This window comes from Mesorhizobium sp. B1-1-6 (genome assembly GCF_006443035.1).
Classification (GTDB): Bacteria; Pseudomonadota; Alphaproteobacteria; order Rhizobiales; family Rhizobiaceae; genus Mesorhizobium.
The window spans coordinates 428974-454347 of the sequence record NZ_VFWR01000004.1 but is presented as its reverse complement, the minus strand read 5'-3'; the positions used below and the strand labels follow the sequence as shown (position 1 = coordinate 454347).

The window sequence follows — 25374 nt, the reverse complement described above, 5'->3', positions numbered from 1 at the left end:
CCAGTTGCCATAGCCATATTTCCGGAATCTATCGCATGACCTTCGACCTTTCCGGCCGCGTTGCGGTCGTCACCGGCGCCTCGCGCGGCATCGGTTACTTCATCGCCAGGGAACTGGCTGCCGCTGGCGCCCACGTCATTGCCGTGGCGCGCACCGTGGGCGGGCTGGAAGAACTCGACGACCAGATCAAGGCCGAGCGCGCCAAAACCGGCAAGGGCGAAGCGACGCTGGTGCCGCTCGACCTTGCCGACATGGCCGGCATCGACCGCCTGGGCGGCGCCATCCATGAGCGGTGGGGCAAGCTCGACATTCTCGTCGCCAATGCGGGCGTGCTCGGCGTGATCTCGCCGATCGGCCATGTCGAGGCGAAAACCTTCGAGAAGGTGATGACCATCAACGTCATCTCGACCTGGCGGCTGATCCGCTCGGTCGACCCACTGCTGCGGCTCTCCGACGCCGGCCGGGCCATCATCCTGTCGTCCAACGCTGCTCACTCGGCGCGCGCCTTCTGGGCGCCCTACGCGGCTTCCAAGGCGGCGGTCGAGACGATGATGCGCTCCTGGGCACATGAGACGCAGAGCCTGCCCTTGCGCGTCAATGCCGCCGATCCGGGGGCCACCCGCACCGCGATGCGCGCGCAGGCCGTGCCCGGCGAGGACCCGGAAACGCTGCCGCATCCCTCCGAGATCGCCAAACGCATCGTGCCGCTGGCAAGCCCCGACCTGAAAGAGACAGGATTGATCTTCCAGGCCAAGCACAACCGTTTCGTCGCCTACCGACAGCCGGAATAGCCGCATCTTTTTTATCGGAAGAATTCGGCTCCGGGCGGCGTTCCTCGAATGTACATTCGAAGCTCAAACCCGGAGGACCGACATGCGCAGACTTATTCTCATCGCCGCCACCGCCATTGCCTCAGCCTTGGCCGCCGGCACAGCCTTGTCACAAGATGCCAAGATGAGCTTCTTCGTCACCAGCGTCGGCTCGGGCAAAGGGGCAGACCTCGGCGGCCTGAAGGGCGCCGACGCGCATTGCGCCTCGCTGGCGGAAGCAGCCGGCGTCACCGGCAAGACCTGGGCCGCATATCTGTCGACCAGCACCGAGGATGCGCGCGACCGCATCGGCAAGGGACCGTGGGTGAATGCCAAGGGCGTCAAGATAGCCGACGACGTCGCCTCGCTGCACGGCGATGCCAACGGCATCACCAAGCAGACGGCGCTCACCGAGAAAGGCGAGATGGTCAACGGCCGCGGCGACACGCCGAACCGCCACGATATGCTGACCGGCTCGAAACCCGACGGCACCAGGATCGCCGACCAGACCTGCGGTGACTGGACGATGAGCGGCACGGAAGGGGCAGCCATGATGGGCCATCACGACCGCACCGGGCTCGACGATTCAGCTGCCGCCAAATCCTGGAACTCTTCGCATGCTTCGCGCGGCGGCTGCGGCCAGGAGGCGCTGAAAGGCACCGGCGGCGACGGCTTGTTCTATTGTTTCGCAACGAATTGACCAGACCCCGCCCGCCCGCCACATCACGCGGCTGTGATGTGGCGGCGGAAAGCTGAGTCGCGGTCATGCTTTCGTCATTTCCGCAGAGTTGATAGGATCGCATAGATTCCCACAACAAGCCCGGCTGGGCAGAGCAAGGAAATTCCCATGGCTTCGAGCGTAGCGTTGGTCTGGTACCTGGTAATCGCCGGCCCGCAAGGCGGCATGGTCGTGTTGCCCAGCACGTTCGACAAGCGCGAACAATGCACCGCCGCCATCACCGAATACCAGAAGCAGCCGGCCCCGACCGGCTGGTCGCTGCAATGCGTGCCGAGCGCGTCACCCTTCACCGATGAGGGCGACGCGGAGGAACCGGCAGCGCAGTAAGGCGCGATGCGGCGTCAGCGCCGTGCGCTGACCGTCAGTTCCGGCTTCTGGTTGATGGTCTGGAACACCACGCAGTAGCGTTCGGTCAGCTTCAGCAAGGAATCGATGCGCTCCTGCGGCTCATCGGTGTCGAGACTGAAATTCAGCCTGATGGCGCGAAAACCGACCGGCGCATCCTTGGCAACGCCAAGCGTGCCGCGAAAATCAAGGTCGCCTTCGGCCTCGACCGTGGCGGCGCCGAGCTTGAATTCGAGCGCCGTCGCCACCGCCTTGAGCGTCACGCCGGCGCAGGCCACAAGTGCCTCCAGCAGCATGTCGCCCGAGCAAAGCTCGAGCCCCGAGCCGCCCGTTGCCGGATGCAGACCGGCAATCGCGAGAGCCCTGCCCGTCTCGACCTTGCAGGCGATCGACTGGTAATCGAGACTGCCTCTGGCCCTGAGCGTGATGAGCGCGCGCGAAGCATCATCGCGATAGGTCTCTTTCAGCGGCGCCTGCATGGCCTTCAGTGCGGTGGCGTCCATTTCGCTGCCCTTTCGACGATTGTTTCTGGCGCTGGCATGCGCCAACCGACCGAGATTTGCCCCGATCACACCGGAAAGCAAACATAATCATCGCGTTGGAACACAGGCGCGCAACCACTTTCCCAGATGGACATTGACGGACGAGGTCTCAAAGACCGTCTGAGCCGTGCGAGTGCCGTCGTCCCATTTTCTGGTGACCGACTCGGGTCAACAAGGGCTGGCGATGGGCAGTCGGGTGTGCCAACGGTTTCTCCTGATAGGAATTTTTTCTTGACAGGGTGAAGGCCGCTATGGTACATTTCTGGTTATGGTGCTGAGTTGCGCCACGGACCCGCCGTACAGGCGGTTTTTTTCATTCAATGCTCTCTCAATAGCGCGCCGAGAAGGCTTGCACGGAACCGTTGACCCGGATTCGTTGCCTGATGGCAGGCGATCCGTCTTCAGCCGGACGAGCCTTTCCTTTGACTTCGATCGCATCGGCCATAGCTATGCGACAAGCGTTCTCGCGGAGGCGTCATGCCGTTCAAGTTGAAACTGATCTCTCTCATCCTGCTGGTGCTTGCTGCCTTCGCACAGCCTGTCCTGGCTGAAACGCCGGAGAGGCCGGCACCGACCGGCGGGGTGCTGTCGCTGCTGCCGCCGCCGCAGGTCACCAGCCATTCGATCACGGTTGCCGGACGCAAGCTGGAGTATCAGGCCGAGGCCGGCACGCTGTCGCTGCTTTCAGGCAAGGCCGACGTCACGGCGGAGATCTTTTATGTCGCCTATACGCTGCGGCCACCGGCCGACGCGGCAAAAACGGCACCACGCCCCATTACCTTCGTCTTCAATGGCGGCCCCGGGGCGGCTTCCGCCTATCTGCATCTCGGTGCGCTCGGTCCGCGCATCATCACGACCGGAGCCGATGGCGAATTCCTGCCGCCGCCGCAAAAGATCATCGACAATCCGGACAGCTGGCTCGACATGACCGACCTCGTCTTTGTCGATCCGGTCGGCACCGGCTACAGCCGCGAGGCTCCCGGGCAGAACACCCACGACTTCTGGGGCGTCAACCAGGACGCCAGCTCAATCGGCGCCTTCATCCGGCTCTATCTGGCCCAGAACGGCCGCAGCAGCTCGCCGCTTTTCCTGGCCGGAGAAAGCTATGGCGGGTTTCGCGCGGCGCTGCTCGCCAGGACTTTGCAGGAAGATGTCGGCCTTAGCCCGAGCGGCATCGTGCTGATCTCGCCGGCGCTGGAATTCATGCTGGTGCAACCCGACGAATTCGAGCCGCTGCACTGGGCTCTCGAACTCCCCTCGCTGGCGTCGGTGCGGCTCAGTGCCGACGGCGTTACCGGCGAGGCGCTGCGGGCGCAGTTGGCCGCGGTCGAGCGCTATGCGCTTGGCGACTACCTCACGGCGCTGGCCAGCGGGCTGGAGCAAGGCGGGCGGCTGGCGAGCCAGCGGGTGGCCGAGATCACCGGCCTGCCCCTCGACCTCGTGCAGCGGAATTTCGCGCGTATACCGACCAGCCTTTTCGCGAGGGAGTTTGCCCGCTCGAAAAGCAAGGTGCTCAGCCCCTATGACGCCATGATCGGCACGGCCGACATCGCTCCTGAAAGCGCTCGCACCGCCGGACCCGATCCTGTGCTCGACCGCAGCGTTCCAGCATTGACCTCGGCTTTTGTCGGCTATGCCCGCGACGAATTGAACTACCACACCGATGTCAGCTACCGGCTGCTCAATGGCGAGATCAGCCGCAACTGGGACTACGGCACATCGCGGCAGGGCTATGCCGGCGTGATGAACGATCTGCAGCGGGCGCGCTCGCTCAATCCCGCGCTCGGCGTCGTCATCGTCAACGGCTACACCGACCTCGTCACGCCCTATCTGGCATCTCGCTATCTGGTGAACCAGGTACCGACGCTCGCCGGTGCAAAGCCCATCCGCGTCGATGTGCTGGACGGAGGACACATGATGTATTTCAGGCCGGACGGAAGGCGGGCGCTCAAGGCAGCGGCGGCGGAGCTTTACCAAGCGACGCAGTAAGCGTCGCTTGGAAACACCGGAGTGACGGGCAGTCCGCGATACGCTGGCGGGACAGTTCGCTCCTCTGTCCTCCAGGCAAAGGAGCCGCGAAGGACATCGCAGTTCATCTTGGCCGCCGGCTGCCTTCAACCGGCCTGCGGCGCCGAAGCGATCTCACACCCGTGGCTGTGACTTCACATGGGCAATGTAGCCGCGCACGTCGCTGGCCGGGTCTGCATAGGCCTTGCCGAGCTTCTTCTCCATCGCGGCCATGTAGTCGCTGGCCCATTCGGGCAGGGCATAGTCGATGACGGCGAGAAATTCGAGTGTCGCCGCCAGGCGGATGTCGGCGATAGACGGGTTCTTGCCTCCAATGAAGGGCTTCCCGTCCCTGAAGAAGGAGTGGAACACCTCCAGCGGTTCGGAAATGGCGGCGATCGCCGCCTTCTGCGCCTCGGCCTTCCTGTCGGGATGAGCGTCGCTGTGGCCGACCTCTCCGGCATATTGCGGGAAACCGAGCGCCGGATAGGTGGCGCGCGCCACATAGGGATAGAGCGTGCCGATCAGGTAGAACATGGCGCTGTCGATCATCGCCCGCTTGGCAGGCGCCTTGGGGTAGAATTTCTCCAGCCCGTGCTTGTTGGCGAGATACTGCATGATGGCGCAGCTTTCCCAAAGCACCCCTCGCGGCAGGCCCTTGTCCTCGATCATCGGAGTCAGATGGGCCGGGTTGCGCGCCATGAATTCGGGCGAACGCGTGCTGCCCCAGGCGTCGGCCTCGGCATGGTCCAGCCCGGCGGCGCGGGCAAACACCCGAACCGTCATGTTGTTGACGCTGGGCTTCAGCATGCTGATCATCAGGGCGGGGTTCTTCGCCGATTTCCCCTTGGTCCTGGACGCGGTTTTGCCGGCGGTTGCTGCTTTTGACGCCGCCTTGGCCGAAGGCTTTGCCGATATTTTTGGCACCGGCTTGGTTGAAGCTTTTGCTGCTGGTTTTGCCATAGCCTTTGGTGTCGCCTTAGCTGCCGGCCTCCTCGCACCCTTCGTCGCTGTCTTTGCCATCTGTTCCTCCCTTTGCTTGTTCAAAAATCAATATGGATTGCGCGGCGTCCTGTCGGCCGACAATGTCGCGCGCGAGCGCTCGACCAGCGCCTGGATGGCGTCGGCCAGATGCGCCTCGGCGATGTTGTAGTCGCCACGCGCGACGCGGAGCTTGTGCGCTTCCATCAGCACGTCGGCATGGCTAAAGCCGGCCGGCGGCTCGAAACGGTAGGAAGCAAGTTCGATCAGCAGGCCAAGCGGATCCTCGAAATAGATCGAATCCATGAAACCGCGGTCCTTGACGCCACTGTGCTTGATGGCGCGCTCGTCAAGCCGGGCGACCGCCTGCAGGAAGGTCACGCGCGACACGGCAAAGGCGATGTGGTGGACGCAGCCGGTATCGGTCGGGGTGCGGCGCTTTGCCGGCGTGCGGGTCTCGTCGGTAAAGATGGTGATCAGCCGCCCGTCGCCCGGATCGAAATAGAGATGGCTTTCGGTTGCCTTGTCTAGGTTGGGCTGCTCGAAAATGAAGGGCATGCCCAGCACGCCTTCCCAGAAATCGATCGATGTCTGGCGACCGGCGCCGACCAGCGTGATGTGATGTACGCCTTGCGATTGCAGTTTCTGCATTGCGTTCTCCCCCTGATGTCGGCGTCTCGATGTCCGTAAGTGCCGGCTGTCAGGCCCGCCGCGCATGATGCGAATGGCGTCTCTTATGCGAGGGCTTCCTGATCCGCACCGTTCCCTTGGCCCGCCGACCTTACGCGCCGGCTTTGTGAGACGATGCTAAACCAATCAGCTGCGCCGCGCCAGAAGCCGCATCCGGGATCGGACCTGCCCCAACGCAAGAATGGCGCTGGAGCAGCGCCATACAAGGTTTCGCCCCTATAGCTGGCGGGAGCGGAGCCGACAGGGGCCGGAGCCGTTTTCACACAAGGCCGGTTGCCGCATGGCCGACGTCGCCATTCTCGAAACACGCGAAAGGGTTCTCGCCGGTATCCTTCTGACCGGCGCCGCCTATTTGCTTTTTTCGACGCAGGACGCTTCGATCAAGCTGCTCGTCGCCGGCATGAGCGTCTGGCAGATCATGTTCTTCCGCAGCATCACCATACTGACCGCCTGCGCGGCGATCGGCGGACGGCATCTCTATGCGGAGACGGCGCGGTCGCCGATCGTGTGGCCGATGCTGTTGCGCAGCGTCTTCACCCTGGCGGCGTGGCTTTGTTATTACAATGCCGCGCGCAGCCTGCAGCTCGCCGAACTGACCACCGTCTATTACGCGGCCCCGATCATCGTCATCGTGCTTTCGGTGGTGATGCTTGGCGAAAAAGTGCCCATGCTACGCTGGCTGGCGGTGGCGATCGGCTTCGCCGGCGTCTTCGTCGCCTGCGACCCTGCCCATCTCGGCCTGTCCGTGCCGGTGCTGCTGGTGCTGGCCGCCGCTTTCCTGTGGGGCATCGCCATCGTGCTGTTGCGCAAGACAGCACTTGCCGAGCGCTCGATGATCCAGCTCATGCTCAACAATTTCTATTTCCTGATATTCTCGGCGGTGCCCGCGCTGCTTTGGTGGCAGACGCCCGGCTGGAGCGAACTGCTTCTGCTTGCCAGCGTCGGCGCGCTCGGCGGCTTGGCGCAGTATCTTCTCTTCGAAGGCATGAAACGGACGCCGGGCTCGATCATCGCGCCGCTGGAATACACTTCGCTGTTGTGGGCCTTCGCGCTCGGCTTCGCCATCTGGGGCGACGTGCCGCGTCGCGAAGTGTTTTTCGGCGCTGCTCTCATCATCACCGCAGGGCTGCTGATCGTCGGCGGCGAGCATTTTCGCAAACGGCTGTGACGGTCCAGATTGCTGACACTACGATGTCAGAACAGAACCACGTAAATTGGCTTTCATGACCGATGTAGCAGCCGCCACCGACACCGCAGAACGGACACTTGGCATCATCCTGGTGTCGTCGTCGGCGGCGGTGTTCGGATTGACCGGCGTGCTGACCAAATCGATCCATGCCGATCCGCTGACCATCACCTGCTGGCGCGGTTTCGTCGGCTCGATCCTGATCAGCCTCTATGTGCTGTGGCGCCGCCACCGCTCCGGCAACCGCGAGACGCTGCGGCTCGGCTGGCGCGGCTGGCTGCTGGCGGTGGAAGGCGCGCTGGCCAGCATCGCCTTCATCTGCGCCTTCAAATTCACCTTCGTCGCCAATGTCACGGTCATCTACGCGACGTCGCCTTTCATTGCCGCGCTGCTCGCCTTCCTGCTGGTGCGCGAGCCCTTCCGTCTTCAGACGATGTTAGCCGCCGCCGTCTCGCTTTGCGGCGTTGCGGTCATGGTCTGGTCGAGCTTCGGCACAGGCAATCTGTTCGGAGACGGGCTGGCGCTGCTGATGACGATCGGCAGCGCGCTCTACATGATCATGGTGCGCGCCTTCCGCGACACGCCGGCGGTCTGGGCAGGCGCGGTCTCGGCCCTGCTGTTGTTCATACTCGGCTGGTTCGTCACCGACCCGCTTGCCGTCTCGGCAAGGGATGCCGTGCTGCTCGTCGCCTTCGGCTCGAGCTTCGCACTCTCCTCGATCCTGTGGACGGAAGGCGCGAGGCTCATCCCGGCGGCTGAATCCGGCCTGCTCGGCTCTGCCGAAGTGCCGTTCGCGATCCTGTTTGCCTTCCTTTTCCTGGCCGAGATACCGCCCATGGCCAGCATGATCGGCGGCGCAATCGTGCTTTGCGCGGTCTTTGCCCATGCCGGCCGCGACTGGCTGTCGGCAAAGCAGCAACAAGCGCCAGGTCCGTTGTGAAAGCCGAGCCCAAAAAAATTTGCGCAGTCACGGAACCATCATCCCGTTCAGGCATTGTTGAGCCGACGGACCACCCCCCGAGTCCCCCCAAACCCCTCGGTCCGTCCTACTCCAAGCCGACCGCAAGGTCGGCTTTTTCTTTGGCCCCACGCCTGAAGACAGACGGCTGTCAGCCAAAAAGTCCTGGCACAGCCAGGCCGGTGCCGAGCAGTGCGGCCAGATCCCGCGCCGGGTTCTCGGCATCGGCGCGCAGCCGGATGGCGAATTCGGCAACGGGCACGGGCGGCAGGTCGAACGCGCGCGGTGCTTCGACGATGCCGGAATGGGCAAAGCGCGCGGTGCGCAGCGTCAGCGCGATGCCGGCCTTGACCGCCGTGCGCAGGCCGGCCAAGCTCGCGCTGCTGGCCGCGATGCGATAGCGCCGGCCGGCCGCATCGAGCGCCGAGATAGCCGCTTCGCGGAAGCCGCAATGCGGATCGAGCAGTGCAAGCGGCAACTCGTCCTGTCGCGCTGCCAGTCCTTTTTGCGAACAGAGCCACATCATCGGCTCGCGCAGCATGCCGATTTCGTCCGGCGTCGCAGCTTGCCGCATAACGATCGCCAGATCCAGGCTACCGCCCTGAAGGGCTTGCGCCAGCTCGGCGGAGCGGCCGACGCGCAGCTCGATCCTGACACGCGGATGGCTTTCGGCGAAAGCACGCAATAGATCGGGCAAGCCGCTGTCGGCGAAATCCTGCGTCGTACCGATCGCGATGCGTCCGTCGGCCCTTGCGCCCTTCAGGCCGAGCCAGGCTTCACGATGCGCTGCAAGGATACGCCGGGCATGGCCGACAAGCTCCTCACCGGTCGGCGTCAGGCTGCGGCCCCTGCCCTGCGGCGCCAGCAACGGTTCGCCGACAGCCTCTTCCAGCCGCTGCATCTGCGCCGTCACAGCCGACGGTGAACGGCCGACGATAGAGGCCGCCTGCGCCAGCGAGCCGCCGTCGGCGAAGGCGAGGAATGTCCTCAAGAGGTCGGGATCGAGCGTTTTCATAATTCGATATTATCGAAGTATTCTCTGAAAACAATTCGATTTTCATGTTTCCTGGTTGATGACAGGGTTGCGTCATCGGCTGACAGAGGCCGCCAGAACCAAGGAGAAGGACAATGCCCATCATCAACGTCAGCGTCACCGGGAAGCCCGACGCCACGCTGTCCGCCAGGATCGCCAAGGAGGCGACCGAACTCACCGCCACGCACCTTCGCAAGGATCCGACCATAACGGCGGTTGCCGTCTCTTATCTCGATCCGCAGCACTGGTTCGCCGGCGGCACGTCGCTGGCCGAGCATGGGACCAATACGTTCTGGCTCGACATCAAGGTGGTCGACGGCACCAACACCAAGCTCGAGCTGGAAGCCTATCTCAAGGCGACCTTCGCCGCCTTCGGGCGCCTGCTCGGGTCCGTGCACGAAGAAAGCTACGCCTTCGTCCACGAAGTGCCGGCCGCCGCCTACGGTTATGGCGGCAAAACGCAGGAATTCCGCTTCATCAGCGGGAGACTGAAGGCGGCGTAAAGGATGCCGCTTTTGCCCTTCCCTTCGTGAGAGGCGGCAAGAGGCCCTTGCGCATTGACCTTGCCCGCACATCGTCTAGGTTCTTGCCGAAGCGGCCGCAGAGCCGAGGTGCAAGGAACGTTGGGAGAGACGCGGCATGATCCTGACACTGGCGCTGCTTGCGGGTCTGGTCGTGGCCTGGCTGCTGATCGGGGTAGTGGAAAAGTTCCGCCTCGGCCTGCGCTTTGCCCAGGCGCTGCTCTACGTGCCGTTCAAGCTCGCCTATCGGATCAGCGACAGCCGCATAGCAATCGCGCGCGATGCGGTGGCGCCAGTCATCTATGTCATCTCACATCAGTCGCACTTCGAACCGGCGCTGATGCTGTCGCTGCTGCCTGACGACACGCTGCACATCCTCGACGGAGCCTCGGCCAGGGCACCATGGCTAGAGCCTTGGCGCGAGCTTGGCCGCACCATCGCCTTCAACGCCGAACACGTCTTCGTCAGCCGTAGGCTGGTGCGCGTGCTGAAGGGCAAGGGCCGGCTTGCCGTCTACCTGCCGGACGCGGTCGAGCCCGACGTCAAGTCGTTCCGGCTGTTTCGCGCTGTCACCCGCATCGCCATGCAGGCCGACGCCCGCATCGTGCCGATCTTCGTCGGCGGCGCCCGCGACCTTCCTGTCTCGCTGACGCCGGCCAGCATCGCGCCAAGGCGCTGGTTCCCTCGCCTGTCGATCAGCGCATTGGAACCAATGACCATCGCCGAGCTGGTGGCGCGCATTCCCGACCAGGCCTCGAACACCAACGCGCTGTTCGACCGCTTCGCCGAGGCGCGCTTCGCAGCCGCCGATCTCGATCGCGGCCTGTTCCTGGCCATGCGTGATGCCGCAACCAGGGTCGGCGCATCCCATCCGATCATCGAGGACGTCGTCTCGGGCGCGCTCAGCTATCGAAAACTGTTCATCGGCGCGCGCGTGCTGGGCAGGCGTTTCGAGGCGGTGACGGCGCCCGGCGAAGCGGTCGGCCTGCTCCTGCCCAACGCCAATGGCGTGGTGCTGTCCCTGGTCGGGCTGCTCTCGGCCGGTCGGGTGGCCGCGATGATCAACTACACCGCGGGTCCGGCCAGCGTCACCGCCGCCATCCGCACGGCGGTGATCCGCACGGTCGTCTCCTCCCGCGCCTTCATCGAGAAGGCCGACCTCGGCGATATCGTGACGGCGGTCGAAAAGGGCGGCGCGAAATTTCTCTGGCTGGAAGATACACGCGCAAGCGTGACGGCGCTGGAAAAGCTTACCGCCGCCTTGCTGTGGCGCTGGCCGCTGCAGCGCCAGGACGCAGCCAAACCCGCGGTCATCCTGTTCACCTCCGGTTCGGAAGGCACGCCGAAGGCGGTGGTGCTGTCGCACAAGAACCTTTACGCCAACGCCATGCAGGCGGAAGCCCGTATCACCATCTCGCCGGCCGATATCCTGCTCAACATATTGCCTGTGTTCCACTCCTTCGGGCTGACGGGCGGCACCATCCTGCCGCTGGTCACAGGCGTAAAGTTGTTCCTCTACCCCTCGCCTCTCCACTACAAGATCATCCCCGAGATCGCCCGTAAGGTGAAGCCGACGGTCATGTTCGGCACCGACACTTTCCTCGCCAATTACGCGCGCACCGCCAAGGAGGGCGATTTTTCCAGCCTGCGCTTCGTCGTCGCCGGCGCCGAAGCGGTGAAGCCGGAAACCCGCCGCACCTATCGCGAGCGTTTCCAGGCCGAGATCATCGAAGGCTTTGGGCTGACCGAGGCCGCGCCCGTGGTTGCCGTCAACACCGCCATCCATAGCCGCGACGGCACCGTCGGGCGGCTGCTGCCGGCCATCCGCATGAAGCTCGAACCCGTCGACGGCATCGATGGCGCCGGCCGTCTGTGGCTCGACGGCCCGAATATGATGATGGGCTACATGACCGCCGACCGACCGGGCGAATTGCAGCGGCTCGAGGGCTGGCACGACACCGGCGACATCGTCTCGGTCGACCGCGAGGGCTTCATCACCATTCGCGGCCGGGCCAAGCGTTTCGCCAAGATCGCCGGCGAGATGGTGTCGCTGGGTGCGGTCGAGATGCTGGTGCAGTCGCTGTGGCCGGAAGAGCGCCATGCCGCCGTGGCGGTGCCCGACAAACGGCGCGGCGAGCGCATCGTGCTGGTGACCACCGCCGACGATGCGAGTGCCGAGGAACTGCGCCAATTCGGCAAGAAGGCCGGGGCGGCCGAACTGATGGTGCCCAACGACATCGTCAAGGTGGAAGAGATCCCGGCGCTGGGCTCGGGCAAGACCGACTATGTGTCGGCCCGCAGACTGGCCATCGATCGTCTGGGGCTGAGTGCGGCGGCGTAGGCGAACGGCCTGAAGGGTCGTCTCGCCTAAATCGCAGGCCCGGGCGCAAAGCGCTGGCCTTCAATGCACCCTCTGTCGCCTTCGGCGACATCCCCGCCTTCAAAGAGGGATAACAGCGTTATCCTATATCCGAAGGCGGCACCTGCTCGCCTTCCAGCCTGGCGCGCTTCGAATAGGCACGCACGCTGAAGGGCAGGAAGAGGAGATAACCGGCGACGGAGGCCGTCAGCGTGTACCAGGGATAGGTCATCAAGAGCAGGATGTAGAGCACGACCCCCAGGATGACCGGCAATACCTTGTCACCCGGCACCTTGACGCTCTTACCCGAATAGACCGGCAAACGGCTGACCAGCAGGAAGGCGACCAGTACGGTGAAGCCGGTGGCGATGAAGGCGGCCGGGCGGCCGGGCTCCAGCCCAAGCCGCAGGAAATACAGATAAAGCGGCAGCATCACCAGCACGGCGCCCGCCGGCGCCGGTACCCCAACGAAATATTCGGTCTGCCATGCCGGCCGCTCGGCCTTTTCCTCGTCAAGAACATTGAAGCGGGCGAGCCGCATGCCGCAGGCGATGGTGAACAAAAGGGCGGCAATCCAGCCCGGCGATCCCGCGCGGTCGAGCAGGAAAGCGTAAAGCACCAGCGCGGGCGCGACGCCGAAATTGACGATGTCGGCCAGCGAATCCATCTGCGCGCCGAATTTCGACGTTGCCTTCAGCATTCGCGCCAACCGGCCGTCTATGCCGTCGAGGAACGCGGCGAGCAGCACCATGACCACCGCGGGCTCGAAGCGGTTCTCGAAAGCGAAGCGGATGCCGGACAAGCCGGCACAGATGGCGAGCACCGTAACCAGATTGGGCAGCACCATGCGCATCGGGATTTCGCGGATGCGCGGGCCGCCGCTGGCATGCGCCTCGAATTTCTTGAACGGCGCGCCCACCGGTCAGGAGATCCGCACGAGAGGCGTGGCGGCGATACCGCCGAATTCCGCCAGCACCGTTTCGCCGGCGACGGCCGTCTGGCCGACGGCCACCCGTGGGGTCGCCGCCTCCGGCAGGAAGACATCGACGCGCGAACCGAAGCGGATCAGGCCGAAACGCTCGCCGATGGCGATCGAGCCGCCGGTCTCGGCCCAGCAGACGATGCGCCGCGCCACGAGGCCAGCGATCTGCACTGCCGCGACGGTGCCGTTGGGGCTGTCGATGACCAGCCCGTTGCGCTCGTTCTCGGTGCTTGCCTTGTCGAGTTCGGCATTGAGGAATTTCCCCGGCCGATGCTCGATACGGGAAATCTTGCCGCGCACCGGGGCGCGGTTCACGTGGCAGGAAAAGACGTTCATGAACACCGATATGCGGGTCATTTCGGCATTGCCGAGGCCAAGCTCGCGCGGCGGCACGGCCGGGCCGACCGCCGAGATGACGCCATCGGCGGGGCTCACCACCAGACTGTCATCGACCGGCGTCACCCGCTCGGGATCGCGGAAGAAATAGGCGCACCAGGCGGTGAGGATGAGCCCGATCCAAAACAGGATCGAGGAGAAATAGCCGAGGAAAAGCGTGCCCGCGCCGAAGGCGGCGATGAACGGATAGCCCTCGCGATGGATCGGTACGAACGCGTTCTTGACCGTATCGACAAGGCTCATGGGATGGGGCAGTCCCTGTTTCAGGTTCGGCCTCAATAACCGAAACACCCTCTGCCCGCAACGCGACAATGGGGAAGGAGGGGCGCGCAGTAGCCTTTTAGAATTGTCGGCCGCCATGTCGGCAAGCCATACGCTCGCCCGTCCTTGGCAGGACAGTGCCCCGCGACGCCTTCGGAACGGTGACGTGGGTCACGCAGCCAAGGAGCCAGCCAATGTCATCCGTTGCCGAGAACGCCAAGATTATCGCCAAGGGCCTCGCTTTCGGGGAATCGCCGCGTTGGCATGAGGGACGCCTGTGGCTCTGCAACTGGGGTACCGGAGAGATCGTCGCCGTGAGCGACGAGGGCAAGAGCAGGGTGATGCTCACCGTGCCAGCGGTCCTGCCCTACTCCATCGACTGGCTGCCGGATGGCAGGTTGCTCGTGATTTCAGGCCGCGAAGGCCTGCTGCTAAGGCAGGAGGTGGATGGCAGGCTCGTCACCCATGCCGATCTGCGCGACCTTTCGAAAAGCCCCTGGAACGAGATCGTCGTCGATGGGCGCGGCAATATCTATGTCAATGGCGGCGGCCCGGCGCCGGCACCCGGCCAGCATTTCGGCCCGGGCACGATCGTGCTGATCACGCCGGACGGGACGGCCAGGCAAGTGGCTGGGAATATCGCGTTTGCCAATGGCATGGCTGTGACCCCGGACAACAGGACGCTGATCATTGCCGAATCCCACTCCAACCGGCTGACCGCCTTCGACATAGCCGCCGACGGCACTCTGGCTAATCGGCGGGTGTGGGCCGATGTCGACGGCTATCCCGATGGCATCTGCCTAGATGCCGAAGGGACGGTCTGGTACGCGGATGTTCCCAACAAGCGCTGTGCGCAGGTACGCGAAGGCGGTGAAGTGATGCAGACCGTGACCGCCGATCGCGGCTGCTTCGCCTGCATGCTGGGCGGTGTCGACGGCAGGACGCTGTTCATCACCGCAGCCGAGTGGCGCGGCTTCGACCACATGTCGAGCGACGCCCGCACTGGTCAGGTGCTGGGCGTCGCTGTTTCCTCGCCTGGCGCGGGATGGCCGTCTTACATTTCGGGCACACGCTGATTGGCGAAAGCGATGGAGATAGCCAACGCCGCTACGACAGCTCCGACGTGCGCCTGCGCACTACCACACCCAGTTCGTCGCTTTCGCGGGCGATGCGCAGACGCTCCTCAGCTTCGGTCGCCTCGCGCTGGCGGTCCCACATCGAGGCGTAAAGCCCGTGCTTGCGCATCAGATCGGCATGTGTGCCGCGTTCGGCGATCTGGCCGTCCTTGAGCACGATGATTTCGTCGGCCGTGATCACCGTCGACAGCCGGTGGGCGATGACGATGGTAGTGCGGCCCCGGCTGACCAGGTCGAGCGCGGCCTGGATCTCCTGTTCGGTATGGCTGTCCAGCGCCGAGGTCGCCTCGTCGAGCATCAGGATCGGCGGCGCCTTGAGAATGGTGCGGGCAATCGCCACGCGCTGCTTCTCGCCGCCGGAAAGCTTCAGCCCGCGCTCGCCGACCATCGAGCGGTAACCCTCGGGCAGCCGCTCGATGAAAGGGCCGATCTGGGCGAGTTCGGCCGCCTTGCGCACCTCCTCCTCGCTGGCGCCGATGCGGCCGTAGCGGATGTTGTAGGCGATGGTGTCGTTGAACAGCACGGTGTCCTGAGGCACCATGCCGATCGCCGCGCGCAGGCTCTCCTGCGTCACTTCCCTGACATCCTGGCCGTCGATCAGCACCTGGCCCGACTGGATGTCGTAGAAGCGGAACAGCAGCCGCGAGATGGTCGACTTGCCCGCGCCCGAAGGACCGACGATGGCGACCGTCTTGCCGGCCGGCACCTCGAAGCTGATGCCTTTCAGGATCTTGCGGTTCGGATCATAGGAGAAATGCACGTCGCGGAATTCGACCTTGCCGGCTTCGATCGCGAGCGGCCTGGCACTGGGCTTGTCGACGATCTCCTGCGGCACGTCGAGCAGGTCGAACATCTGCTCGATATCGGTGAGGCCCTGGCGAATCTCGCGGTAGATGAAGCCGATGAAATTGAGCGGCACCGAGAGCTGCATCAGCATGGCGTTGATGAAGACGAAATCACCGACAGACTGCGTACCGCGCTGCACTTCGAGCGCGGACATGCACATGACAATGACCGTGCCCAGACCGTAGATGACGCCCTGGCCGAAATTCAGCCAGCCGAGCGACGTCCAGATCCTGGTCGCCGACATCTCGTAACGCGCCATGGAGCGGTCGAAGCGCTCGGCCTCCATGGCCTCGTTGTTGAAATATTTGACCGTCTCGAAATTGAGCAGAGAGTCGATCGCCTTGGTGTTGGCGTCGGTGTCGCTGTCGTTCATGTCGCGGCGGATCGAAATGCGCCAGTCGCTGGCGCGAACCGTGAACCAGACATAGAGCCAGACGGTGACCGCCACCACGGCTACGTATTTCCAGCCATAGGTGTAGGCGAAGATGCCCGTGGTCAGCGCGAATTCGAGGATGGTCGGCGCCGTGTTGAGCATGATGAAGCGCACGATCGTCTCGATGCCCTTGGTGCCGCGCTCGATGATGCGCGACAGGCCGCCGGTGCGTCGTTCGAGATGGAAGCGCAGGGACAACTGGTGCATATGGACGAAGGTGCGGAAGGCAAGCTGGCGCACAGCGTACTGGCCGACGCGGGCAAACAGCGCGTCGCGCAACTGGTTGAAGCCGAGTTGCACGAGCCGCACCACATTGTAGGCGACAACCAACATGACCGGGGCGAGCAGGAAGGCGGGCAGCGGCGGCGTCGATCTGCCGTCACCGGCCAAGGCGTCGGTCGCCCATTTGAAGAAATAGGGTCCCGCGACCAATGTCAGCTTGGCAACCACCAGCAGAATTGTCGCCCAGGTGACGCGCGCCCGCAGATCGGCACGATCCGCCGGCCACATATAGGGCCAGAGGTTAAGCAGCGTCTTGAAGGTCGGGGAATCGGCGGAGACGGTTTTTTCGGCCACTTTTCTTGCCTTTTGGGTGAGAGGGTCAGCGGCTGGTCGAGCAGGAAACGACGAGCGCGCTCAGCGAAGCCGACACGCCGGCAAGCGCGGCTTGGTCCACCTCGTAGCGCGAGCGCTGGCGGTCAGGCGCGAAGCGCACCAGCCCCGCCTCGACCAGGATCTTCAGATGCTGCGAGACGGTCGACTGGGCGAGATCGAGGTGGTCGACAACGTCCCGACAGCAGCAGAAACCGCTGGCAGACAGGCGTTTCAGGATCTCGATGCGCGCAGGGTGCGAGAGCGCGGCGAAGCGGGCAGCGATGGAGTGGCTGTCGGTGGTGCAAGAGGTTGGCGCGCTCGTCGCGCGGTCTTGTTCAGGCAGGGATTCGGTCATCGTTCATCGGCGATAGACGATGAACAGTGACGAGGCAAGCTGGCCGGATGGGGAGATTGCAGGCGGAGGGCTGCGAAGGATCGGCTTCGGAACGGCTTGCAGCCGCCCCGCTGACGCTTGCCTACTCCGTCTTCGCCGAATGCGTCGTCATCTGGTCACCCATCGCCTTGAGGTCGGCGGCCTCGCCTTCCTTAGACCGTGGCGGGACCTTGAACACCTGTCCCGGCCAGATGCGGTCGGGATTGCGGATCTGGTCCTGGTTGGCGAGATAGATGGTCGAGTAGCGCATGCCATAGCCGTAAACGCGCCGCGAAATCCGCCACAGCGTGTCGTGACGGCGGATGATCACGGCGCCGTTGGCATGTTCGAGCTTGGGTGAAACAGTCTCGGCCACATCGGAAGGCGGCGTGGCCACTGCATCGGCCGGAGCCGGTTCCGCCGGGTTGGCGGGCGCTTCAGCGGCAGCCGACGGTTCGGCAGACTTTGCATCGGCCGCCTTGGATCCAGCAGGCGCCACGGCGGCGACCGCCTCGCCCGGTTCGCGCTCGAACGGTACGGCGGCGCGGGCCACCACCTTCACCCCGTCGGCATCGAGGCCATCGACACGGATGGTGTAACTGCCGACCGGTACGTCGCGCCTCGCCTCAACCAGGAAATGGCCATTCGGCGATGTCTGCGCTTCGCCAAGCAGGATGTCGTTGGCATAGGCGCGCACCTTGCGGCCCGGGTCGGCGAGGCCGGCGACAAAAATCTTGCTGCCGTCAATCTCGACCGCTTCGACGACGATCTTGGGTTCGGCCACGGATGGCGCGGGCGGCGTTGTCGGCGCCGCAGGAGCAGGCGTTGCTTCGATGGCGGCGGACGCGCCTGGCGCCGGAGCCGCGGCTGCAGGCGCTTCCGGTGTTGTCTGCGGCTGGGGCACGGTCAGCAGTTCGGCCGGCTTGCCCGGTTCCTCGACCATGGCCAGCACCTGACCGCTCGCATTGGCGGGAATGGAGACGACGGCCGTCTGGGCCGAAGCGGTCACCACATCGCCGGCGGTGGAGCGCAAGGCAATCGTATAGTCACCGGGCTTCAGCGGATCATCGAGCACGATGACGAAGGCGCCATCCGGACCAGCGACCGTCGAGCCGATCACGGTCGAACCGTTGAGGATCTCGACCTTTGAATTGGGCGCGGCATTGCCGGCGACGACGATCGAACCATCGCCTTCAACGCGCACCACGTCGAAGGTCGGGGCGATCGGACCCGCGACGGCAGGCGCGGTTGCCTCAGAGGTGGGAGCGGACGGTGCCGCAGCCTGCGGCAGCCGCGCTTCCGTGCCCGGATTGGCCGGCTTCGGCGCCACAGGCGGAGCCTGCGCCGCGACGTCCGCCGGCGGCGTGCGATTGAAATATGGGTCGAGCGCGCCCGACACATAGGCGGTTCCCGCGACCGCAACGGTCCCACCCGCCGCGAACAGAAACGCCTTCAACGGATTGATCGCCATCTACTTCCCTGCCCCTTAGCCACCTAACGCCGGTCTAGCCTGTTTTACCATCACCGACAAGAAAAAGCCCGGACTTCTCGGCCCTTAGGGCTTGACCGCGCTTTCAGACCCAATCACCAATCATCGGCATGAATACGATTCGATCCGTCTGCGTGTATTGCGGCTCGTCTCCGGGCCGTGATGAAACCTATGTCAAGGCTGGTCACCTGCTCGGGCGATCGCTTGCGCGCTCCGGCCTCAGGCTGATCTATGGCGGCGGCACCAAAGGCATCATGGGCGCCGTCGCTGAAGGCGCGCTCAAGGCCGGCGGCAAGGTCACCGGCATTATTCCCCGCTTCCTGATCAACAGGGAAGCAACCGAAACCGCGCTAGACCGGCTCGACGAGCTCGTGATCACCGAAAACATGCACGAGCGCAAACATAAGATGTTCGAGAAATCCGACGCCTTTGTGGCGCTGCCGGGCGGCATCGGCACAGTCGAGGAGATCGTCGAGGTCATGACCTGGGCGCAACTTGGCCATCACCGCAAGCCGATCGTCTTCGGCAATGTCGGCGGATTCTGGGATCCGATGCTGGCGCTTATCGACCATATGGCAACCGAAGGCTTCATTCACACCGCACAGCGGGTCAAGCCGCTGGTCGTCAATGACCCCGAGGCAATCGTCGCCGCCATCATGGTGGCAGGCTCCTCGGTCGATGCGCCGACGGAGGGCGTGCAGTCGGTGATAGACAAGATGTAAGGCAGTAGCTGAAGACAGAACCTACTGCCCTACTGCCCTACTGCCGGCCAGCCGCAGATCATCGATTACCGCCCGCCGATCCTGGCGCCGCCAGGCGAGATGGATCGAGACCTTGCGCTCAAACCATGGCAGGTCCCGAAACAGGATTCCGGGCGGCGCGGCGATGCGCAGGCTCGACTGGACGGTGGCAAGGCCGAGGCCGGCGCTGACAAGGCCGAGCGAGGTCAACGGGTCCGCCGTCTCATAGGCGATATCGGGCAGGAAACCCGCCTTGGCGCAGGCGGCCAGGAACTGGCCGCGATTGGTGTCGTCGGGCTGGCGCACGACGGTGATCCAGACGCGGCCGTCGAGATGGTGCGGCTGGATATCGGCCACTTCGGCGAGCGGATCGCCTTCGGGCATCGCCAGCGCCAGCGGCTCGTGGCGCAGCGGCGTGCTGGCGATATCGGGATCGTCTGCGGCGGGCGGCGAATAGACCAGGCCCAGATCCAGCGACCGCTGCCGCAGCTCCTCGATCTGCGCCGCCGAGCGCAGGCTTCTCAACTGGAGATGAAAATCCGGCCGGTCGCGGCGGAATTGGCGCAGCATCGCGGCGACAAGCCCGGCGTGCACGGCGCCTTCGACATAGCCGATGGCAAGACGCCCGACAGACCCGCTGGCAAGGTTTCGACCAAGTTCCTCCAGCCGGCGCGCGTTCGACAGCAGCGCGCGGGCCTCGGCGAGAAAGGCGCGGCCCTCGGCATTGAGATGGACGCGCTGTTTTACCCGTTCGAACAGGGTTACGCCAAGCTGCTGTTCAAGCTGCATGATCTGCCGGCTCAGCGGCGACTGCGAAATATGCAGCAGCTCGGCGGCGCGACCGACATTGCCGGTTTCCGCGACGGCGACGAAATATCGGATCTGGCGCAAGTCGAACATTTTTTGCTCCGCGCGGCATCAAGTCTTCAAAAGTCTCAACTTTAGCCTAATCAGTCTTGGACAGTCTGACCATCCAGCGCGATACCTGCCGTCACCTACCGCTGACAAACAGGAGACCGACATGCAGTTCTTTGCCCTCCTCACCCGCAACACCGAAAAATTCGCCGATGCCGATTTCGCGCCGCTGCTGCCCGGCGAGGCCGAGCAGCGGCGCACGCTCTACGCCCAGGGCGCGGTTCGCCAGGTCTGGAACCGTGGCGACATTCCCGGGAGCGGCATGATGTTCGAGGCGGCCAGCGATGCTGACGTGCGCAATCATCTCGGCAGCTTGCCGCTGGTCAAGGCCGGCATGATGGACATTGCCGCAATCGTGCCGCTGAACCCTTATCCCGGTTTCGGTCCGAAGCGCTAAGTGTGGCAGTCGCAATGCGGTGGCGGCGAAAGGCGCCGCCGCACTGCCGCGGCCGCTCAAGAGAGTGTGATCGGCTGTCAAGGAACCGTCACACGAAACCCCGCCGCCCATGCTAGATGTTGCAATCACGCGCCGCCAAGCGGTGCGATGCTCGAAATATGCATCCGGCACTACACCATGGATACTGCTCTCGCCCCGGAAGGCGCCGACCTGTCGCCCTACCTGCCAGACGAGCATGGGCTGTTCTTCATCTATCATTTCACCGCCGACGGCCTGCGCACCAAGGATGCCGGCGGCGCGCATTGGACGTGGCGCAGCTACCAGCTTTCCGACATGCGCGCACGCCACGAGATCGCCGCCGAACAGGCCCTGCCGGCGCCAGTGCGCGAGGCCTTCCTGTCCGCCAGCCATGGCTGCCACATCGACCTCGAGGATGACTGGCTCTACGGCGACCTGCCGGACCTGCGTCACGACTATTCGGCGGAAGCCGGCGGGCTCGGCCATTTCCGTTTCGCCCTCAACGACACCATGCTGGTCGGCGCCCGCAAGCAGCCCTTGCAGTCGGTCGACAATATCCGCAAGGCGATCGAGAACGGCTCGCGCAAGTTTCGCTCGCCGGCCGAGCTGATCGAGGCGGTCGTGGGCCAGTCGTTCGACGGCATGGCGGTGGAACTCGCTGCACTTGGCGACAGTCTCGACGGCATCGAGGACCGCATCGTCTGCGACGCATGGCACAATGAGCGGCAGGCGCTCGTCGATGCGCGCCGGCACCTGGTGGTGATCCACCGGCAGATGGCGACCCTGACCAATCTGTTTCGCCATCTCGACCATTCGCACCGCAACGACCTGCCCGATTCGATCAACGACATGGCAGCACGGCTTTCGCACCGCGCGCAGACGCTGCACTATGATGGCGAGCAGTTGCAGGCGCGCGCCAGGCTGTTGCAGGACGAGCTGATGGCCAAGCTGACGACGCAGTCGAACCGGCTGCTCTACGTGCTGTCGGTGATGACCGCAGTGCTGTTGCCAATGACGATCATCTCGGGCCTGTTCGGCATGAATGTCGGCGGCTTGCCGCTGGTCAACACGCCGATAGGCTTCTGGGTGGTGACTGCGGTTTCGATGCTGATCGCCGGAGCGACCTATCTCTTCGTCAGGCGGCTCGGGCAGATGTAGCCCGGCGCGCCGTCGCCAGCATCGACCAGGAATACATGGCCAGCGCCGCCCAGATCAGGGCAAAGGCGACAGCCTGGGTGGTGTCGAACGGCTCTTTGAAGATCAGCACGGCGATCAGGAACACAATGGTCGGCGCAATATATTGCATGATGCCAATGGTGGAGAGACGCAAAAGCCTGGCGCCGAATGCGAACAGCAGCAGCGGCACCGCGGTCACCGGCCCGCAACCGGCCAGCAACGCCGCATCGACGCCGTTGCCGGAAACGAAATGGTCCTGTCCGGTGGCGATCAGCCAGGCGATATAACCCAAGGCCGGCACCGACAACAGAAGCACTTCGAGCAGAAAACCCTGGCTGGGGCCGATCGGCAGCGTCTTGCGGAAAAAACCGTAGGCGGCGAAGGAAAAGGCCAGCGCCAGCGATACCCATGGCAACTTGCCAGCCTCGATCGTCAGCACGGCGACCGCGATCGCCGCAAGCACCACGGCCGCGATCTGCAGCCGATCGAGCCGCTCGCCGAGCAGCAGGGCGCCGACCACGACGCTGACCAGGGGATTGATGTAATAGCCAAGGGCGGTTTCTACGGTGCGGTCGACGGCGATCGCCCAGACGTAGACGCCCCAATTGACCGAGATCAGCGCCGCCGTCAGCGCCGCCATGGCGATCGTGCGGGGCGAACGGATTGCCGCCTTGAAATCCGCCGTGCGGCCGGCCCAGACCAGAACCGCGGCGGCGATCGGCACCGACCAGACGATGCGGTGGGCAATCACCTCGGCAAGCGGCAGGTGCGCAACCGCTTTCATGTAGAAAGGCAGCAAACCCCACAAGAAATAGGCACCCAGCGCCAGCAGGAAGCCGCGGCGGGCTTTTGAAACTGCGTCCTGGGTAATTGCTTCAGCGGCCATGGCCCAACGCTATGGCCCAGTAACCTTGGCAAGACCATCGCAAAGTTCTGATGGATCAATGGACTTTCGCTGATGGTTCAAGCGGTGTGCCTTGCTCCGCTACACGCCTGCCAACGCAACGCTTTGTTCTACCGTGAGTAGGCTACCTCTCTAGAGGTGGCTCATAGCCCTCCCGGATTTCCCGCCCAGGCGGCGGCTGCGGTTTCTGTTCGTCACGCGGCCGTTCGTCTTCTTTGTCTTTGTCATCGCCCATTTCAATCACTCCTCAGCCAAAAATAAGATAGTGACCGTAAGTTATGATTCCGCAAGCGAAGGGCAACAAGCTCCAGGCAAACCAGCGTTTCGCCTGAAAATAATTTTCTGTTTTTTCGTCATTTGCCCGCGCATTGTGCGTCCCAAATAACACAAATTGACGTGTCACTGCGTCAGCAAATTCCCTCTCAGCTGCCTGATTATTCTCTCGATAATACGACTCCAACTCGGTATAATATTTCATCATTTCGCTCGGATAATCAACATATTTGTAGGTTCTGCCGTAAAATCCTATGAGCAGAAATAATATAGAACCCCCTAAAACAAATGCACATACCGCAAATAGAGAAAGTATCATCCTCTTGTCCGGATAGGGGTTCTTCTCACCAATATCACTTACGACAAAGACCATCGAGACAATAATTCCGGTGACGGCCGTCAGCATAACCCCGACAGAGCCGTCTAACTTATCCTTCCTTTCAATTTCAAAGGAGTACATCTCTTTGAAGAAGAGGTTGACGTCCATATCTCACTCCGCCGCCACCAGACCCGCCATGTCCCGGTTCTTCATCAGCTTGTAGATGATGGAATCCATCAGCGCCTGGAACGAGGCGTCGATGATGTTTTCGGAAACGCCGACCGTCCACCAGCGGGCACCGGTCGCATCATGCGATTCGATCAGAACGCGAGTGATCGCCTCGGTGCCGCCATTGAGGATACGCACCTTGAAGTCGGCGAGTTCCAGATCGGCGATTTCGCCCTGGTATTTGCCGAGATCCTTGCGCAGCGCGATGTCGAGCGCATTGACGGGGCCGTGCCCCTCGGCCACCGACATCTTCTCCTCGCCCTCGACCAGCACCTTGACCACCGCTTCCGACACCGTCTTCAACTGGCCATTGGCATCGAAGCGGCGTTCGATCATGCAGCGGAACGAGGTGACATGGAAGAACTCGGGCAAACCGTGCAGCATCTTGCGTGCCAGAAGCTCGAAGGAGGCGTCGGCGCCCTCATAGGCATAGCCGGAGGCCTCACGCTCCTTGACCACCGATATCAATGCGTCGAGCCGGTGATCGTCCTTCGGCACATCGATGCCGCGCCGCTTCAGCTCGGCCAGGAAATTGGCCTTGCCGCCCTGGTCGGAAACCATGACGCGGCGGCGGTTGCCAACCGCTTCCGGCGGCACATGCTCGTAGGTCGCAGGTTCCTTGGCGAGCGCCGAAGCGTGGATGCCGGCCTTGGTGGCGAAGGCTGAAGCGCCGACATAGGGCGCCTGCGCCTCCGGAGCGCGGTTCAAGAGTTCGTCGAAGGCGCGCGACAAGCGCGAAATGCCGGTAAGCGCCTCGGCGGAAATCCCCGTCTCGAAACGGTCGGCGAAGGCCGGCTTCAACGCCAGCGTCGGCACGATGGAGATCAGATTGGCGTTGCCGCAGCGTTCGCCAATGCCGTTCAGCGTGCCCTGGATCTGGCGCACGCCCGCTTCGACCGCGGCCAGCGAATTCGCCACCGCCTGGCCGGTGTCATCATGGGCATGGATGCCGAGATGGTCGCCGGGAATGCCCGCGGCGACGACCCTTTCGACGGTTGCGCGTAGTTCCGAGGGCTGCGTGCCGCCATTGGTGTCGCACAGCACCACCCAGCGCGCGCCGGCATCATAAGCGGTCTTGGCGCACGCCAGCGCATAATCCGAATTGGCCTTGAACCCGTCGAAGAAATGCTCGCAATCGACCATCGCCTCCTTCCCCGCGGCAATGGCGGCTTCCACCGAGGCCTTGATGGACTCCAGATTCTCCTCATTGGTGCAGCCGAGCGCCACACGGACATGATAGTCCCAGCTCTTGGCGACAAAGCAGATGGCGTCCGACCGCGACTGGACGAGTGCGGCAAGCCCAGGATCGTTGGAAGCCGACACCCCCGCCCGCTTGGTCATGCCGAAGGCGACGAACTTTGCCTGCGCGGTTCGCTTCTCCCTAAAGAAGGCCGTGTCGGTCGGGTTGGCGCCGGGGTAACCGCCCTCGACATAGTCGAGGCCGAATTCGTCGAGCAGCTTGGCGATGGCGATCTTGTCCTCGACCGAGAAGTCGATACCGGGCGTCTGCTGGCCATCGCGAAGTGTTGTGTCGAAGAGGTAGAGGCGTTGCTTTTTCATCGTCCTGTGGGCGCTTGAACGCCCCCCTCTGTCCTACCGGACATCTCCCCCTCAAGGGGGGAGATCGGCAGTTCGAATGTCCCGCCATCACCTGCGGCGCTGAAAATTTGCGAAACCCCAGGTGATGGGCAATCTCCCCCCTTGAGGGGGAGATGGCCGGCAGG

25 protein-coding genes are annotated in these 25374 nt (G+C 63.7%); 12 read left to right on the top strand and 13 right to left on the bottom strand.

What is annotated here, in order from left to right:
- The first annotated feature begins 35 nt into the window (after positions 1-35).
- From FJ979_RS11365 to FJ979_RS11355, 3 genes are all read left to right on the top strand, one after another.
- Positions 36-791 (top strand): SDR family NAD(P)-dependent oxidoreductase, encoded by a 756-nt coding sequence (locus FJ979_RS11365; RefSeq protein ID WP_140580931.1) that lies wholly within the window; start codon positions 36-38, stop codon positions 789-791.
- A gap of 82 nt (positions 792-873) precedes the next feature.
- The gene (locus tag FJ979_RS11360) at positions 874-1509 is read left to right on the top strand and encodes a hypothetical protein (RefSeq protein WP_140555762.1); all 636 of its coding nucleotides are present in this window, start codon (positions 874-876) and stop codon (positions 1507-1509) included.
- Positions 1510-1656: 147 nt separating this feature from the next.
- Positions 1657-1875: a hypothetical protein gene (locus FJ979_RS11355; protein WP_140494486.1), complete on the top strand. Its 219-nt coding sequence runs from the start codon at positions 1657-1659 to the stop codon at positions 1873-1875.
- A gap of 14 nt (positions 1876-1889) precedes the next feature.
- On the opposite strand, the gene FJ979_RS11350 is transcribed toward FJ979_RS11355, so the two are convergent.
- Positions 1890-2396 carry an OsmC family protein gene (locus FJ979_RS11350; RefSeq protein WP_140580928.1) on the bottom strand — a complete coding sequence of 169 codons (507 nt, stop codon included), beginning with the start codon at positions 2394-2396 and terminating at the stop codon, positions 1890-1892.
- 516 nt (positions 2397-2912) lie between these two features.
- Here FJ979_RS11350 and FJ979_RS11345 point away from each other — a divergent pair.
- Positions 2913-4424 carry a peptidase S10 gene (locus FJ979_RS11345; protein ID WP_140580925.1) on the top strand — a complete coding sequence of 504 codons (1512 nt, stop codon included), beginning with the start codon at positions 2913-2915 and terminating at the stop codon, positions 4422-4424.
- 153 nt (positions 4425-4577) lie between these two features.
- Here the strand turns inward: FJ979_RS11345 and FJ979_RS11340 are convergent, their stop codons facing one another.
- Positions 4578-5465 carry a glutathione S-transferase family protein gene (locus tag FJ979_RS11340; protein WP_140562450.1) on the bottom strand — a complete coding sequence of 296 codons (888 nt, stop codon included), beginning with the start codon at positions 5463-5465 and terminating at the stop codon, positions 4578-4580.
- Positions 5466-5492: 27 nt separating this feature from the next.
- Positions 5493-6074, bottom strand: a complete 582-nt coding sequence (locus FJ979_RS11335; protein ID WP_140580922.1) for a VOC family protein — start codon at positions 6072-6074, stop codon at positions 5493-5495.
- A 319-nt stretch (positions 6075-6393) separates the two neighbouring features.
- Here FJ979_RS11335 and FJ979_RS11330 point away from each other — a divergent pair, with 319 nt between their 5' ends.
- Together FJ979_RS11330 and FJ979_RS11325 are read left to right on the top strand one after the other, a co-directional pair.
- A complete protein-coding gene (locus tag FJ979_RS11330) occupies positions 6394-7281 on the top strand; it encodes a DMT family transporter (protein WP_140580920.1) in 888 nt (295 codons plus the stop codon).
- Positions 7282-7336: 55 nt separating this feature from the next.
- The gene (locus FJ979_RS11325) at positions 7337-8239 is read left to right on the top strand and encodes a DMT family transporter (RefSeq protein ID WP_140517836.1); all 903 of its coding nucleotides are present in this window, start codon (positions 7337-7339) and stop codon (positions 8237-8239) included.
- Positions 8240-8408: 169 nt separating this feature from the next.
- Here FJ979_RS11325 and FJ979_RS11320 read toward each other — a convergent pair whose 3' ends face one another.
- Entirely contained in the window at positions 8409-9272 is an 864-nt protein-coding gene (locus FJ979_RS11320; protein WP_140520664.1) for a LysR substrate-binding domain-containing protein, read from the bottom strand.
- A gap of 113 nt (positions 9273-9385) precedes the next feature.
- Between FJ979_RS11320 and FJ979_RS11315 the strand changes: the two genes are divergently transcribed.
- Positions 9386-9793 (top strand): 4-oxalocrotonate tautomerase family protein, encoded by a 408-nt coding sequence (locus FJ979_RS11315; protein WP_140520665.1) that lies wholly within the window; start codon positions 9386-9388, stop codon positions 9791-9793.
- Between the two features lie 136 nt (positions 9794-9929).
- Positions 9930-12152, top strand: a complete 2223-nt coding sequence (locus tag FJ979_RS11310) for an AMP-binding protein (RefSeq protein ID WP_140580917.1) — start codon at positions 9930-9932, stop codon at positions 12150-12152.
- A gap of 118 nt (positions 12153-12270) precedes the next feature.
- Here FJ979_RS11310 and FJ979_RS11305 read toward each other — a convergent pair whose 3' ends face one another.
- Positions 12271-13089, bottom strand: coding sequence for a phosphatidylcholine/phosphatidylserine synthase (locus FJ979_RS11305; protein ID WP_140494505.1), 819 nt, complete (start codon positions 13087-13089; stop codon positions 12271-12273).
- A 3-nt stretch (positions 13090-13092) separates the two neighbouring features.
- Positions 13093-13791 carry a phosphatidylserine decarboxylase gene (locus FJ979_RS11300; protein ID WP_140520667.1) on the bottom strand — a complete coding sequence of 233 codons (699 nt, stop codon included), beginning with the start codon at positions 13789-13791 and terminating at the stop codon, positions 13093-13095.
- A 212-nt stretch (positions 13792-14003) separates the two neighbouring features.
- Between FJ979_RS11300 and FJ979_RS11295 the strand changes: the two genes are divergently transcribed.
- Positions 14004-14885 carry an SMP-30/gluconolactonase/LRE family protein gene (locus tag FJ979_RS11295; protein WP_140520668.1) on the top strand — a complete coding sequence of 294 codons (882 nt, stop codon included), beginning with the start codon at positions 14004-14006 and terminating at the stop codon, positions 14883-14885.
- Between the two features lie 31 nt (positions 14886-14916).
- Here the strand turns inward: FJ979_RS11295 and FJ979_RS11290 are convergent, their stop codons facing one another.
- From FJ979_RS11290 to FJ979_RS11280, 3 genes are all read right to left on the bottom strand, one after another.
- Positions 14917-16800, bottom strand: coding sequence for an ABC transporter ATP-binding protein/permease (locus tag FJ979_RS11290; protein ID WP_140517829.1), 1884 nt, complete (start codon positions 16798-16800; stop codon positions 14917-14919).
- Positions 16801-16825: 25 nt separating this feature from the next.
- Positions 16826-17173, bottom strand: a complete 348-nt coding sequence (locus FJ979_RS11285) for a metalloregulator ArsR/SmtB family transcription factor (RefSeq protein ID WP_140520669.1) — start codon at positions 17171-17173, stop codon at positions 16826-16828.
- 121 nt (positions 17174-17294) lie between these two features.
- On the bottom strand, positions 17295-18662 hold the full coding sequence (locus tag FJ979_RS11280; protein ID WP_140517828.1) for a LysM peptidoglycan-binding domain-containing protein: 1368 nt from the start codon (positions 18660-18662) through the stop codon (positions 17295-17297).
- A gap of 128 nt (positions 18663-18790) precedes the next feature.
- On the opposite strand from FJ979_RS11280, the gene FJ979_RS11275 reads away from it, so the two are divergent.
- Complete coding sequence (locus FJ979_RS11275) at positions 18791-19402, top strand: TIGR00730 family Rossman fold protein (RefSeq protein ID WP_140517827.1); 612 nt, start codon at positions 18791-18793, stop codon at positions 19400-19402.
- A 21-nt stretch (positions 19403-19423) separates the two neighbouring features.
- Here the strand turns inward: FJ979_RS11275 and FJ979_RS11270 are convergent, their stop codons facing one another.
- Positions 19424-20320 (bottom strand): LysR substrate-binding domain-containing protein, encoded by an 897-nt coding sequence (locus FJ979_RS11270; protein WP_140520670.1) that lies wholly within the window; start codon positions 20318-20320, stop codon positions 19424-19426.
- Between the two features lie 121 nt (positions 20321-20441).
- Between FJ979_RS11270 and FJ979_RS11265 the strand changes: the two genes are divergently transcribed.
- Together FJ979_RS11265 and FJ979_RS11260 are read left to right on the top strand one after the other, a co-directional pair.
- Positions 20442-20732 (top strand): muconolactone Delta-isomerase family protein, encoded by a 291-nt coding sequence (locus FJ979_RS11265; protein WP_140494522.1) that lies wholly within the window; start codon positions 20442-20444, stop codon positions 20730-20732.
- Positions 20733-20909: 177 nt separating this feature from the next.
- Entirely contained in the window at positions 20910-21908 is a 999-nt protein-coding gene (locus FJ979_RS11260) for a transporter (protein ID WP_140520671.1), read from the top strand.
- Here the strand turns inward: FJ979_RS11260 and rarD are convergent.
- From rarD to cimA, 3 genes are all read right to left on the bottom strand, one after another.
- Positions 21886-22812, bottom strand: a complete 927-nt coding sequence (gene rarD / locus FJ979_RS11255) for an EamA family transporter RarD (RefSeq protein WP_140494526.1) — start codon at positions 22810-22812, stop codon at positions 21886-21888. The genes FJ979_RS11260 and rarD overlap by 23 nt on opposite strands.
- A 265-nt stretch (positions 22813-23077) precedes the next feature.
- A complete protein-coding gene (locus FJ979_RS11250) occupies positions 23078-23590 on the bottom strand; it encodes a hypothetical protein (RefSeq protein WP_140494528.1) in 513 nt (170 codons plus the stop codon).
- 3 nt (positions 23591-23593) lie between these two features.
- A complete protein-coding gene (gene cimA, locus FJ979_RS11245) occupies positions 23594-25210 on the bottom strand; it encodes a citramalate synthase (protein ID WP_140494530.1) in 1617 nt (538 codons plus the stop codon).
- Positions 25211-25374: the final 164 nt, after the last annotated feature.

Coding starts and splice junctions, on each gene's coding strand:
- FJ979_RS11365 (WP_140580931.1), top strand. CDS start 36: ATGACCTTCGACCTTTCCGGCCGCGTTGCGGTCGTCACCGGCGCCTCG.
- FJ979_RS11360 (WP_140555762.1), top strand. CDS start 874: ATGCGCAGACTTATTCTCATCGCCGCCACCGCCATTGCCTCAGCCTTG.
- FJ979_RS11355 (WP_140494486.1), top strand. CDS start 1,657: ATGGCTTCGAGCGTAGCGTTGGTCTGGTACCTGGTAATCGCCGGCCCG.
- FJ979_RS11350 (WP_140580928.1), bottom strand. CDS start 2,396: ATGGACGCCACCGCACTGAAGGCCATGCAGGCGCCGCTGAAAGAGACC.
- FJ979_RS11345 (WP_140580925.1), top strand. CDS start 2,913: ATGCCGTTCAAGTTGAAACTGATCTCTCTCATCCTGCTGGTGCTTGCT.
- FJ979_RS11340 (WP_140562450.1), bottom strand. CDS start 5,465: ATGGCAAAGACAGCGACGAAGGGTGCGAGGAGGCCGGCAGCTAAGGCG.
- FJ979_RS11335 (WP_140580922.1), bottom strand. CDS start 6,074: ATGCAGAAACTGCAATCGCAAGGCGTACATCACATCACGCTGGTCGGC.
- FJ979_RS11330 (WP_140580920.1), top strand. CDS start 6,394: ATGGCCGACGTCGCCATTCTCGAAACACGCGAAAGGGTTCTCGCCGGT.
- FJ979_RS11325 (WP_140517836.1), top strand. CDS start 7,337: ATGACCGATGTAGCAGCCGCCACCGACACCGCAGAACGGACACTTGGC.
- FJ979_RS11320 (WP_140520664.1), bottom strand. CDS start 9,272: ATGAAAACGCTCGATCCCGACCTCTTGAGGACATTCCTCGCCTTCGCC.
- FJ979_RS11315 (WP_140520665.1), top strand. CDS start 9,386: ATGCCCATCATCAACGTCAGCGTCACCGGGAAGCCCGACGCCACGCTG.
- FJ979_RS11310 (WP_140580917.1), top strand. CDS start 9,930: ATGATCCTGACACTGGCGCTGCTTGCGGGTCTGGTCGTGGCCTGGCTG.
- FJ979_RS11300 (WP_140520667.1), bottom strand. CDS start 13,791: ATGAGCCTTGTCGATACGGTCAAGAACGCGTTCGTACCGATCCATCGC.
- FJ979_RS11295 (WP_140520668.1), top strand. CDS start 14,004: ATGTCATCCGTTGCCGAGAACGCCAAGATTATCGCCAAGGGCCTCGCT.
- FJ979_RS11285 (WP_140520669.1), bottom strand. CDS start 17,173: ATGACCGAATCCCTGCCTGAACAAGACCGCGCGACGAGCGCGCCAACC.
- FJ979_RS11280 (WP_140517828.1), bottom strand. CDS start 18,662: ATGGCGATCAATCCGTTGAAGGCGTTTCTGTTCGCGGCGGGTGGGACC.
- FJ979_RS11275 (WP_140517827.1), top strand. CDS start 18,791: ATGAATACGATTCGATCCGTCTGCGTGTATTGCGGCTCGTCTCCGGGC.
- FJ979_RS11270 (WP_140520670.1), bottom strand. CDS start 20,320: ATGTTCGACTTGCGCCAGATCCGATATTTCGTCGCCGTCGCGGAAACC.
- FJ979_RS11265 (WP_140494522.1), top strand. CDS start 20,442: ATGCAGTTCTTTGCCCTCCTCACCCGCAACACCGAAAAATTCGCCGAT.
- FJ979_RS11260 (WP_140520671.1), top strand. CDS start 20,910: ATGGATACTGCTCTCGCCCCGGAAGGCGCCGACCTGTCGCCCTACCTG.
- rarD (WP_140494526.1), bottom strand. CDS start 22,812: ATGGCCGCTGAAGCAATTACCCAGGACGCAGTTTCAAAAGCCCGCCGC.
- FJ979_RS11250 (WP_140494528.1), bottom strand. CDS start 23,590: ATGGACGTCAACCTCTTCTTCAAAGAGATGTACTCCTTTGAAATTGAA.
- cimA (WP_140494530.1), bottom strand. CDS start 25,210: ATGAAAAAGCAACGCCTCTACCTCTTCGACACAACACTTCGCGATGGC.